This is a genomic window from Actinophytocola sediminis, from assembly GCF_054779715.1.
On record NZ_BAAGXS010000070.1, the window covers coordinates 1 to 12,591 of the forward strand.

At 70.4% G+C, this 12,591-nt stretch carries 8 protein-coding genes; 7 read left to right on the plus strand and 1 reads right to left on the minus strand.

The features are described from left to right. The first annotated feature begins 540 nt into the window (after positions 1 to 540). From ACYVIP_RS32585 to ACYVIP_RS32615, 7 genes are all read left to right on the plus strand, one after another. Positions 541 to 744 carry a hypothetical protein gene (locus ACYVIP_RS32585; RefSeq protein ID WP_460403381.1) on the plus strand — a complete coding sequence of 68 codons (204 nt, stop codon included), beginning with the start codon at positions 541 to 543 and terminating at the stop codon, positions 742 to 744. Positions 745 to 747: 3 nt separating this feature from the next. Then, positions 748 to 1,068, plus strand: coding sequence for a hypothetical protein (locus ACYVIP_RS32590; RefSeq protein WP_460403383.1), 321 nt, complete (start codon positions 748 to 750; stop codon positions 1,066 to 1,068). A 126-nt stretch (positions 1,069 to 1,194) separates the two neighbouring features. Further along, a complete protein-coding gene (locus ACYVIP_RS32595) occupies positions 1,195 to 2,649 on the plus strand; it encodes an ABC transporter ATP-binding protein (RefSeq protein ID WP_460403385.1) in 1,455 nt (484 codons plus the stop codon). Next, positions 2,649 to 3,533, plus strand: coding sequence for an ABC transporter permease subunit (locus tag ACYVIP_RS32600; protein ID WP_460403387.1), 885 nt, complete (start codon positions 2,649 to 2,651; stop codon positions 3,531 to 3,533). Before ACYVIP_RS32595 ends, ACYVIP_RS32600 begins: the two co-directional genes overlap by 1 nt. A 46-nt stretch (positions 3,534 to 3,579) precedes the next feature. Beyond that, entirely contained in the window at positions 3,580 to 7,545 is a 3,966-nt protein-coding gene (locus ACYVIP_RS32605) for an ABC transporter ATP-binding protein (RefSeq protein ID WP_460403389.1), read from the plus strand. Between the two features lie 63 nt (positions 7,546 to 7,608). Beyond that, positions 7,609 to 11,391, plus strand: coding sequence for a multifunctional oxoglutarate decarboxylase/oxoglutarate dehydrogenase thiamine pyrophosphate-binding subunit/dihydrolipoyllysine-residue succinyltransferase subunit (locus ACYVIP_RS32610; protein WP_460403391.1), 3,783 nt, complete (start codon positions 7,609 to 7,611; stop codon positions 11,389 to 11,391). 5 nt (positions 11,392 to 11,396) lie between these two features. Further along, on the plus strand, positions 11,397 to 11,573 hold the full coding sequence (locus ACYVIP_RS32615) for a DUF6104 family protein (RefSeq protein ID WP_460403393.1): 177 nt from the start codon (positions 11,397 to 11,399) through the stop codon (positions 11,571 to 11,573). A 10-nt stretch (positions 11,574 to 11,583) separates the two neighbouring features. Here ACYVIP_RS32615 and ACYVIP_RS32620 read toward each other — a convergent pair whose 3' ends face one another. Continuing rightward, positions 11,584 to 12,576: an aldo/keto reductase gene (locus ACYVIP_RS32620; RefSeq protein ID WP_460403395.1), complete on the minus strand. Its 993-nt coding sequence runs from the start codon at positions 12,574 to 12,576 to the stop codon at positions 11,584 to 11,586. Between the last annotated feature and the right edge of the window lie 15 nt (positions 12,577 to 12,591).

The following is a 12,591-nucleotide window of genomic DNA, read 5'->3' on the forward strand; positions in this document are numbered from 1 at the left end:
CCCACCCAACCCAAAGGCCCCCAGCTCACCCACGCTCCAAAACCCAGCCCACGCCCACCCCACACCAGATCAGCACCCAACGAGAAAAAAAACCGTCAAGATCGCACCCAACACCCAGAAAGCACCAACAAACCCGCTGGTCCAAGCCCCAACGCCCCCACGCAGCCACCCCAAGGAGCAAGCACCGTGGGGGTCTGGGGGGTCGCCCCCCAGGTCTGGAAAGAACCCGGGAAGGGGCCGAACGGCCACTGAACACGGGGAGTCGGGGCGGCCCGCTCAACCAGCCTGGGGGTCACTGGGAGCGGGCCGCCACGTCAAGGATATGCGATTGCGGGCCTGTCGACACATACCGGGGGTCGGCGAGTTTGGTTTGTTTGGACCGAATGACGCTCGGATCCCGAGGATCGTTCACGACCACCCGATCAGCAACTTGCTACTAGGACGGAGACACCGCCGCTCGATCGAGTGAGAATACGAGCATTGGAGTGAAGCCCGCCGTTACCACTTCGGTCGATCACGCGGCGCGCCGATGTGAGTTGAGTGACTGAACCCCGCTGGTCCGTTCGTTGCCATGACCCGTTCGGTCGGGATCGCGCGCTGATGCTGCTGGTCGAGGACGAGCTGGTGGTGCTCGTGCCGCCACCGGGGGCCGCCGCCGTGCTCTCCACCAGTCAGGCGCGCGGGCTGAGCCTCGCGCTGGACCAGGTCGCCGTGCACACCGGGCAGGCCAGGCAGGCGAGCTGACCGATGTGGCCAGGAACCGACGTGGTGCGCCAGGCCGTACTGCACCAGCTCGACATGCTCGACCGCGCGGCCGGCCACGCCGACCCGTCCACCCTGCTTCCCCTGGCCCGCGCCGAGCTCAACCGCCTCGCCGACGGCTGGCGGGTACTGCTGCGCTCCCACCGCGGCGACGAGACCGGCCGGTGCGTGGCCTGCCGGCCGGGGCTGCGCGCCCGCCGCTGGCCGTGCCCGGTGTGGCGCTCGGCCCACGAACAACTGATCGGTGACGGCCTCCCCCGCCGTCCGCGCACCCGCCAACTGCGCAATCCCTTCCGCCAGAGCTGACGGGCCCGCGGGTCGCTCCTTCCTCCTGGTGAATGCTGTGGTCGTGACCAACCGGTGCGGTTCACCCCACCGGCGGATTCCCATGGGGCAAGATGACCCGCACGACTCGGCAGGCAGGAGGGGCCAGTGCACGACGGAAGCGGCCGCATCGTGGTACAGAACCTGACCAAGAACTTCGGTCAGGTCGCCGCGGTGCAGAACCTGAGTTTCCAGGTCGAGCCCGGCTCGGTGACCGGGTTCCTCGGACCGAACGGCGCCGGCAAGACCACCACGTTGCGAATGGTGCTCGGCCTGGTCGCGCCGACCGCCGGGTGGTCGACGATCAACGGCCAGCCATTCCACCAGCTCGGCAATCCCGGCCGGGTGGTCGGTGCCGTGCTGGAGGCGCAGGGGTTCCACCCGACCCGCACCGCGCGCGACCACCTGCGGGTGTACTGCGCGGCGATGGGCGTGCCCGAACAGCGGGCCGACGAGGTGCTGAACCTGGTCGGTCTCGGCACCGCGGCCACCCGCTCGGCCGGCGGGTTCTCCCTCGGCATGAAGCAGCGGCTCGCGCTGGCCACCGCCCTGATCGGCGACCCGCAGGTCCTGGTGCTCGACGAGCCGGCCAACGGCCTGGACCCGGAGGGCATCGCCTGGCTGCGGACCTTCCTCAAGGCCTACGCGGCCAGCGGGCGCACCGTGCTGATCTCCAGCCACCTGCTGGCCGAGGTCGAGCAGACCATCGACCAGGTGGTGATCATCAGCCACGGCCAGACGATGTACTACGGCCACCTCGACGAGCTGCGCAAGTCCCAGCAGAGCCGGGTGATCGTGCAGCCCAACGACCCGGCCAAGCTGGTCGCCGCGCTGCAGGAGGAGCAGATCACCAACGTGACGCCGCTGCCGGACAACCGGGTCGCCGTGGTCGGCGCCACCGTCCAGCAGATCGGCGACATCGCGGCCAAGGCGGGCGTCGCGCTCTACGGCGTGCAGGAGGAGCGGGCCGACCTCGAGCAGCTGTTCTTCAGCCTCACCAGCGGTCAGTACTCCGCGCCCGGCGTCCAGGCGCCGCCGCCTGGCTACGGCCCGCCGCCGGGGGGTGGGTACGCCCAGCCGGTGCCGCAGCAGGGGTTCCCACAGCAGCCCTACCAGCAGCAGCCCGGCTACGGCACGCCCCCGCCCGGCTACCAACAGCCGGGTCAGCAGTCGGGGTACAACACACCCCCGCCCGGCTTCCAGCAGCCTGGCCAGCAGTCCGGCTACCACACGCCGCCGCCCGGCTTCCAGCAGCAACCACCGCAGGCCACCCCGCCAGCGGGCTGGGACCAGCAGAGCACTCCGCCGGCCGGTTGGGGCCAGGCGCCCGGCACCCCACCCAACGCGTGGGGACCACCCCAGCAGCAACAGCAGCCGCCACAACAGCAGCCGCCACAACAGCAGCCGCCACTACAGCAGGCACCGGACCAGCAGGCACCGCTGCCACCACAACAGCCACCACAACAGCCGCAGCAGCAGCCGCCGCCAGAACAGCAGCCGCAGCAGCCACCACCACCGCAGGACCAGCAGCCCGGTCAGGGTGGAACCGGAGGTAACGCCTGATGGGCAACCTGATCAGGGCCGAGTTCCTCAAGATCTTCACCACCAAGCTGTGGTGGGCGCTGCTCATCCCCGCCGTCGCGCTGGCGCTGGGCTGGGGCTGGCTGTCGGCCATCGCCTTCACCGACATCGCGAACTCCATCGGTGACGCCCTCGACGTCGACGTCAACGAGACCGACATCGCGGTGAACTCGGTGGCGCTGACCAGGGCGATGAACTTCGCCACGCTGTTCCCGATGGTCTTCGGCGCGCTGGCGCTGGCCAGCGAGATCAACCGCAAGACGATCACCACCAGCTTCCTGACCGCGGGCAGCCGCTCGTCGGTGCTCGGCGCCAAGGCGATCGTCTACACCCTGTGGGGCCTGATCTACGGCGCGGTCGTCGCGGGCGCGGCGAGCCTTGGCGTGTTGATCGGCAGCGGGGGCGACCTGCTGCCCGACGGCGGCGACTGGATCCTCATCCTGCTCGTCGGGATCATCGCCTGCATGTTGTGGACGCTGCTCGGCATGGGCGTCGGCGCGTTGCTCGGCTCCCCGGTCGCCACCCTGGTCATCCTGCTGCTGTACGCCGCGCTGATCGGCCCGGTCGCGGAGCTGATCATCTGGTTGTCCAGCGAGGGCTCGAACATCGCCGGCCTGATGCCCAACGGTGCGGCCAACGGGCTGACCGGCTCGACCGCGGCCGAGCTGCTGTTCAACCAGATCCAGGACCTGGCAGGCGGCAACCCGACCGAGGAGCAGAAGGAGAACTTCGACATGGTGGCCAGGGCGGCCGCCGGTGCGCCGGGCGCGTTCTCCATGTGGATCAGCGGGCTGATCTTCCTCGGCTGGACGGCGATCTTCTTCGTCTTCGGCATCCTGCGCAACAAGAGCCGCGACATCACCTGACCAGCCTTGACCAGTCCTGTCGGGGCTTCGATTTAGTCTGGATCTCGTGTCAGCACCGACCGTCGAAGCCCCGCCCGGCTGGATCCGCCGGCTGTCCGCCACCTGCTGGCGGCACCGCAGGCTGGTCCTGTTGTCCCTGCTCTCCTCGGTCATCGGCGTCGGCTTCCAGGCGGCCGGGCCGCTGCTGGTCAAGTTCGTCGTCGACGACGCGGTGGCCGGCAGCACGGCCCGGCTCGGCTGGCTGGTCGCCGCGCTGCTGGTGATGGAGCTGTCCACGTTCGTCACCGCGTTCGTCCGCCGCTACCTCGGCGGCCGGCTGGCGCTCGACGTCCAACACGACCTGCGCCAGCAGGTGTTCGCCGCGGTCCAGCGGCTCGACGGCGCGAAGCAGGACACGCTGCGCACCGGCCAGGTGGTGTCCCGCTCGATCACCGACCTGCAGCTGGTGCAGGGCATGCTGATGATGGTGCCGCTGTCGATCGGCACCGTGGTGTTCGCGCTGTGCGCGCTGGCGGCGATGCTGTGGCTCTCGCCGCTGCTCACCCTGATCGCGCTGGTGATCACGCCGGTGGTCGCGATGGTCGCGGTGCGCAGCAGGCGGACGCTGTTCCCGGCGTCCTGGTCGGCACAGCAGCGCGCCGCCGACCTCGCCCAGCACGTCGAGGAGACCGTCACCGGCGTGCGGGTGGTCAAGGGGTTCGGCCAGGAGGCGCGCGAGATCCGCCGCCTGGAACGCACCGCGCGCACGCTGTTCGGCGAGCGGATGCGCACCGCGGCACTCACCTCCAAACCGGCGGCCACGATGGTGGCCATGCCGGCGGCCGGGCAGGTGGCGGTGCTCGCGTTCGGCGGGTTCCTCGCGATGAACGGGCAGGTCACGCTGGGCACGTTCCTGGCGTTCGCGAGCTATGTGGCCAACCTCGTCGGCCCGACCAGGATGCTGTCCAGCCTGCTGATCAACGTGCAGCTGGCCAGGGCGGGCGTGGAGCGGGTGTACGAGCTGATCGACTCGAACCCGACGGTCACCGACGCGCCGGACGCGGTGGACGTGCCGGCGGGCCCGGTCGAGGTCCGGTTCGACGACGTGCGTTTCGGCTACACCCGCAGCGAGCCCGTGCTCGACCGGGTCACCCTGCGGGTGCGGCCGGGCGAGACGCTCGCGCTGGTCGGCACCGCGGGCTCTGGCAAGTCGACGGTGTCGCTGCTGCTACCCCGGTTCTACGACGTGCACGCCGGATCGATCACCGTGGCCGGGGTCGACGTGCGCGACCTGCGGATGGCCTCCCTGCGCGGCACCGTCGGCGTGGTGTTCGAGGAGGCGTTCCTGTTCTCCGACAGCGTGCACGCCAACATCGCCTACGGCAGACCGGGGTCCAGTGACGAGGAGGTCCGCGCCGCCGCCCGCGCCGCGCAGGCCGACGCGTTCATCTCGGCGCTGCCCGACGGCTACGACACGGTGGTCGGCGAGCGCGGGCTGACGCTGTCCGGCGGGCAGCGGCAGCGGGTGGCGCTGGCCAGGGCGTTGCTGTCGGACCCGAGGGTGCTGGTGCTCGACGACGCGACCTCCGCGGTGGACACCGCCACCGAGGCCGCCATCCACGACACGCTGCGCGCGGTCACTCGCGACCGGACCACGCTGCTGATCGCCCACCGCCGCTCCACACTCGCGCTCGCCGACCGGATCGCGGTACTGGACAAGGGAAAGGTCGTCGACACCGGCACGCACGCCGAGCTGACCGACCGCTGCGAGCTCTACCGCGCGCTGCTGGCCGGCCCCGGCGAGGCCATCGAGGACCCGACCCGGCGCGCGGCCGCGGACCTCGCGCCCGGCCAGGACGGCTGGACCCCGGCGCTGTGGCCCAACCAGGACGACGCGCCGGCGGGCCAGGTCAACCGCCCGGTCCCGGCCGGCATCGGCCGTGCCGGCAGACCGGGCGGGGTGAGCAGCGGCGGGATGAGCGGCGCGCTGTCGGGCACGCCGCCGACCCCGGAGCTGCTCGACCGGGTCCGCGCGCTGCCCCCGGCCACCGAGCGACCCCGGCTCGACGGCGAGGACCCGACCGCGCCGGACCCCGGGTTCCGGCTGCGCAAGCTGCTGGCGCTGGTGCGGGTGCCGATGGCCGTGGTCGCCTCGCTGGTCATCCTGGACGCGCTGGTGACGATGGCGCTGCCGACGCTGGTCCGCACGGGCGTGGACAACGGGGTGCTCACCGGCGACGGCACCGCGCTGTGGGCGGTCACCGCGGTCGCGGCCGTGCTGGTGGTGATCAGCTTCTGGAACACCTCGGCCACCACCGTGCTCACCGCCCGGCTCGGCGAGCGGCTGCTCTACCTGCTGCGCGTGCGCAGCTATGCCCACCTGCAGCGGCTGGGGCTCGACTACTTCGAACGCGAGCTGGCCGGCCGGATCATGACCAGGATGACCACCGACGTCGACGCGCTGTCCACGTTCCTGCAGACCGGGCTGAGCAGCGCGCTGGCCAGCATGCTGACCGTCGTGGCGATCACCGTCGCCCTGCTGCTCACCGACTTCGGCCTCGCGCTGGTCGCGCTGGCCGTGCTGCCGGTGCTCGTCATCGCCACGGTGATCTTCCAGCGACTGTCCACAGTGGCCTATACGCAGGCGCGTGAGCAGGTCAGCGCGGTCAACGCGGACATGCAGGAGAACGTCTCCGGGCTGCGGGTGGCGCAGGCGTTCACCCGCGAGGAGCACTCCGCCAGGGAGTTCGCCCAGCGCAGCGACACCTACCGGCGCACCCGCCTGCGCGCCCAGCGGTACGTGGCCACCTACTTCCCGTTCGTCGCGCTGCTGGCCGGGGTCTCCCAGGCCGCGGTGCTCGCCGTCGGCGCCAACCGGGTGGCCGCCGGCACGCTGAGCCCGGGCGTGCTGCTCGCGTTCATGCTGTACCTGAACCTGTTCTTCGCCCCGGTCCAGCAACTGTCCGGGGTGTTCGACGGCTACCAGCAGGCGCGCGTGGGCCTGCGGCGGATCGCCGACCTGCTGGCCACCCCGACGTCGGTCGCGCCGCCGGCCGACCCGACCCCGGTGCCGGCGACGCTGGACGGCGCGGTCGAGTTGGCCGGCGTGTCCTTCCGCTACGCCGGCGCCGACCGCGACGCGGTCACCGACCTGCGGCTGTCGGTCCGCCCCGGCGAGACGGTCGCGCTGGTCGGCCCGACCGGCGCCGGCAAGTCGACGGTGGTCAAGCTGATCGCCCGGTTCTACGACCCGACCGAGGGCGCGGTGGTGGTCGACGGCGTCGACATCCGCGACTTCGACCCGTCCGCCTATCGCCAACATCTCGGCGTCGTGCCGCAGGAGCCCCACCTGTTCACCGGCGACGTGGCGAGCAACGTCGGCTACGGCCACCGCGACGGCTCCACGAGTGACACCGACACCGACATCGAGACGGAGACCGAGACGGAGACCGACCCGGTCGTGATCGAGCGGGCGGTGCGGGCGGTCGGCGCGCTGCCGATGGTGGCCGGACTGCCGGCCGGCTTCCGGCAACAGGTCGGCGAGCGCGGTCAGGGCCTGTCGGCCGGGCAGCGTCAGTTGGTCGCCCTCGCCCGCGCGGAGTTGGTCGCCCCGGACATCCTGCTGCTCGACGAGGCGACCGCCGCGCTCGATCCGGCCACCGAGTCGGTGGTGCTGGCCGCGAGCGAGCGCCTCAGCCGGCCGAGGACGACCTTCGTCGTCGCGCACCGGTTGGCCACCGCGGCCCGCGCCGACCGCATCGTGGTGCTGGCAGGCGGGCGGATCGTCGAGCAGGGCACCCACGCCGACCTGCTCGTCTCAGGCGGGCACTACGCCGAACTGTGGCGCCACGGCACCGCCGAGTTACCGGCGGTAGCTGTCGACAGTGCGAATCGCGACCGAACCGACTCGACGTCCGATTCGGCCGATTTAGCCCGTGGCGGAGCACTTGGTCAGGACCGAGTGCGGGTACGTTCGACAGAGGTGCGAGTATCTGGCGACAGTTCGATGGGGGACGTCATCGATCACCCATGAGGACTAGCCTGAACAAGTAGCGTTTCAGTAACAGATCGAGATAGATAGAGGCGAGTGCCTGCCGTGTCCAGCAGCAGCCCTGCGTCGCAGTTCGGCCCCAATGAGTGGCTCGTCGAGGAGATGTACGAACAGTTCCTCGCCGACCCGTCGTCAGTTGACGACGCGTGGCACGACTTCTTCGCCGACTACAAGCCGACCCAGCGAGTCGCGACACCGGCCCCGAGCAAGCCGACAACCGACGCCACCGTGACCAAGCCCACAACCGGCGCGGCTCCGCCCGGTTCCGGCAACGGTCAGGCTGGCGCGTCGTCCGGCAGCGCGGCCACCAAGACGGTCAAGACGACACCCGCCAAGGCCACGCCGGCCAAGACGACGCCGGCCAAGACCGACAGCAAGCCGCCGGCGGCCAAGGCGCCAACCAAGTCGGGCGCCGCCGACAAGCAACCGGCCAAGGCGCAGCCGGCGAAGGCGGCCGCCAAGGCGCCGGCCAAGGCCGCCGCCGCGGGCGAGGACGGCAAGCCGCTGCGCGGCGCGTCGGCCATCATCGCCAAGAACATGGATCTCTCGCTCACCATCCCGACCGCGACCAGCGTGCGGGCGGTGCCGGCGAAGCTGTTGTTCGACAACCGCATCGTGATCAACAACCACCTCCGCCGTACCCGGGGTGGCAAGGTCAGCTTCACCCACCTGATCGGCTACGCGGTGATCCGCGCGCTGGCCGACTTCCCGAACATGAACCGCCACTACGGCGACCTGAACGGCAAGCCGGCCGTGATGACCCCCGAGCACGTCAACCTCGGCCTGGCGATCGACCTGCCCGGCCGCGACGGCATGCGCAACCTCGTGGTCGCGTCGATCAAGCAGTGCGACGGGATGAGCTTCACCCGGTTCTGGCAGGCCTACGAGGAGATCATCCGCAAGGCCCGCAACAACGCGCTGACCACCGACGACTTCACCGGCACCACGATCTCCCTGACCAACCCGGGCACCATCGGCACCAACCACTCGGTGCCGCGCTTCCCCCCTGGGCAGGGCGCGATCGTCGGCGTCGGCGCGATGGAGTACCCCGCGCAGTACCAGGGCACCAGTGAGCGCGCGCTGGTCGACCTCGGCGTCAGCAAGATCATCACGCTGACCTCGACCTACGACCACCGGATCATCCAGGGCGCGGAGTCGGGCGAGTTCCTGCGCCGCATCCACCAGCTGCTGCTCGGCGAGGACAACTTCTACGACGACATCTTCACCTCGCTGCGCCTGCCCTACGAGCCGGTGCGCTGGGTGGAGGACATCCCCGAGGGCGCGATCGACAAGACCACCCGGGTGATCGGGCTGGTCGACACCTACCGCACCCGCGGCCACCTGATGTCCGACGTCGACCCGCTGAACTACCGCCAGCGCAAGCACGAGGACCTCGACATCCTGTCCCACGGGCTCACCCTCTGGGACCTCGACCGCGAGTTCCCGGTCGGCGGCTTCGCCGGCAAGGAGCGGATGAAGCTGCGCGACGTGCTCGGCGTGCTGCGCGACTCCTACTGCCGCACGGTCGGCGTCGAGTACACCTACATCCTCGACCCGACCGAGCGCCGCTGGATCCAGGAGCGCGTCGAGGTCCGGCACGAGAAGCCGCCGCAGGCCGTGCAGAAGTACATCCTGTCCAAGCTGAACGCGGCCGAGGCGTTCGAGACCTTCCTGCAGACCAAGTACGTCGGCCAGAAGCGGTTCTCGCTCGAGGGCGGCGAGTCGGTGATCGCGCTGCTGGACACCGTGCTGGACAAGGCGGCCGAGTACGAGCTCGACGAGGTCGTCATCGGCATGCCCCACCGCGGCAGGCTGAACGTGCTGGCCAACATCGTCGGCAAGCCGATCTCGCAGATCTTCCAGGAGTTCGAGGGCAACCTCGACCCCGGCCAGGCCCACGGCTCCGGCGACGTCAAGTACCACCTCGGCGCGGAGGGCAAGTACTTCCGCATGTTCGGCGACGGCGAGACCAAGGTGACGCTGACCGCCAACCCGTCGCACCTGGAGACCGTCGACCCGGTCCTGGAGGGCATCGTCCGCGCCAAGCAGGACCTGCTCGACAAGGGCGGCGCGGGCTTCACCGTGCTCCCGGTCGCGCTGCACGGCGACGCCGCGTTCGCCGGCCAGGGCGTGGTCGCCGAGACGCTGAACCTGGCACTGCTGCGCGGCTACCGCACCGGCGGCACGGTGCACGTGATCATCAACAACCAGGTCGGCTTCACCACCGCGCCGGAGCACTCGCGCTCGTCGCAGTACGCCACCGACGTGGCGAAGATGATCCAGGCGCCGGTGTTCCACGTGAACGGCGACGACCCGGAGGCCTGCTACTGGGTCGCCCAGCTGGCCATGGACTACCGCCAGACGTTCAACAAGGACGTCGTGATCGACATGGTCTGCTACCGGCGGCGCGGGCACAACGAGGGCGACGACCCCTCGATGACCCAGCCGGCGATGTACGACATCATCGACGCCAAGCGCAGCGTCCGGAAGACCTACACCGAGGCGCTCATCGGCCGGGGCGACATCTCCGTCGAGGAGGCCGAGAAGGCGCTGCGGGACTTCTCCAGCCAGCTCGAGCACGTCTTCAACGAGGTGCGCGAGCTGGAGAAGCACCCGGTGGCGCCGAGCCCGTCGGTCGAGTCCGAGCAGCAGGTGCCGGCCAAGCTGCCGACCGGGATCAGCAAGCAGGTGCTCGAACGGATCGCCGACGCGCACGTCGACCTGCCGCAGGGCTTCCAGCCACACCCGAGGGTGAAGCCGGTGCTCGAGCGGCGCGCCAAGATGGCCCGCGATGGCGACATCGACTGGGCCTTCGCCGAGCTGCTGGCGTTCGGCTCGCTCACCATCGAGGGCCACCTGGTCCGCCTCGCCGGGCAGGACTCGCGGCGCGGCACGTTCACCCAGCGGCACGCGGTGCTGATGGACCGGCGCACCGGCCGGGAGTACACGCCGCTGCAGAACCTGTCCGACGACCAGGGCCGGTTCATGGTCTACGACTCGGCGCTGAGCGAGTACGCGGCGCTGGGCTTCGAGTACGGCTACTCGGTGGCCAACCCGGACGCGCTGGTGTTGTGGGAGGCGCAGTTCGGCGACTTCGTCAACGGCGCGCAGTCGGTGATCGACGAGTACATCTCCTCCAGCGAGGCCAAGTGGGGCCAGCGCTCGGACGTGGTGATGCTGCTGCCGCACGGCCACGAGGGCCAGGGCCCGGACCACACGTCCGGCCGGATCGAGCGGTGGCTGCAGCTGTGCGCCGAGGGGTCGATGACCGTCGCGGTGCCCTCCACGCCGGCGAACTACTTCCACCTGCTGCGCCGGCACGCCCTCGACGGGGTGGCCCGGCCGCTGGTGGTGTTCACGCCGAAGTCGATGCTGCGCAACAAGGCGGCGACCAGCCCGGTGTCCGACTTCACCGAGGAGTCGCGGTTCAACTCGATCATCGACGACCCGACGGTGACCGACCCGGCCGCCGTGCGCAAGCTGCTGCTGGTGTCCGGCAAGCTCTACTACGAGCTGGCCGCCGAGCAGGCCAAGCGCGGGCTGACCGATGTCGCGCTGGTGCGCATCGAGCAGCTGTACCCGGTGCCGCTCAAGCGGCTGGGCGCGATCTTCGAGCGCTACCCGAACATCACCGACCTGCGCTGGGTGCAGGAGGAGCCGGCCAACCAGGGCGGCTGGCCGTTCTACGGCCTGCACCTGCCGGAGCTGTTCGCCGAGGTTCCGCGGCTCACCAGGGTCTCGCGCCGGGTGATGTCCGCGCCGTCGGCCGGCTCGGGCAAGGTGCACGAGGTGGAGCAGCGGGAGATCATCGAGAAGGCCTTCTCGTAGATCTCATGTACTTCACCGACCGAGGTCTCGAGGAGCTCGCGGACCGCAGAGGCGACGAGGAGGTCACGCTGGCTTGGCTGGCGGCCAAGCTGCGTGACTTCGTCGACGCCAACCCGGAGTTCGAGACCGCCGTGGAACGCCTGGCGACCTATCTGGCCAGGGACGACGAGGACGACGACTGAGACCGGTGCCTCACCAGGCGTAGGCCTCCGGGGCGGGCTTGGCGCCGTTCGGCCCCGGCGGCGGGAACAGCTCGTCCAGCTTGGCCAGCGTCTCGGCGTCCAGTTCGATGTCCAGCGCCCGCAACGAGCCGTCCAGCTGCTCGATCGTGCGCGGGCCGACGATCGGCGCGGTCACGCCCTCCTGGTTCAGCAGCCAGGCCACGCCGAGGTCGGCCGGGTCGACCCCGAGGTCGGCCGCGAGGTTCTCGTAGACCTCGATGGCGTCGCGATGCTTCGCGAACGCGTCGGCCGTCTGCTCACTGACTCCTCGGGACGCGCCGCCCTCCCGCTGCTTGCGCAGCACCCCGCCGAGCAGTCCGCCGCCGAGCGGGGACCACGGGAGGACGCCGACGCCGTAGTGCAGCGCGGCCGGCAGCACCTCCAGCTCCACCCAGCGGTTGAGCAGGTTGTAGATCGACTGCTCGCTGACCAGACCGAGCAGCTGCCGCTCCCGCGCGGCCTCCTGCGCCTGCGCGAGGTGCCAGCCGGCGAAGTTCGACGACCCGAAGTAGAGCACCTTTCCCTGCTGGCGCAGCACGGTGAAGGCCTCCCAGATCTCCTCCCACGGCGTGTGCCGGTCGATGTGGTGCATCTGGTAGAGGTCGAGGTAGTCCGTGCGCAGCCGCCGCAGCGACGCGTCGGCGGCGCGCCGGATGTTCAGCGCGGAGAGCCGGCCGTCGTTGGGCCAGTCGCCCATCTGACCGTAGAGCTTGGTGGCCAGCACGGTCCGCTCGCGGCGCCCGCCGCCGAGGTCGAACCAGCGACCGATGATCTGCTCGGTCACTCCCTCGCCACGACGCCGGCCGTACATGTTGGCGGTGTCGAAGAAGTTGATGCCACGCTCGTGCGCCCGGTCCATGATCGCGTGACTGTCCACTTCGGAGGTCTCCGGCCCGAAGTTCATGGTGCCGAGCACGAGCCGGGACACGGACAGGCCGCTACGGCCGAGTTGGGTGTACTCCATGATGCCAACGTAACC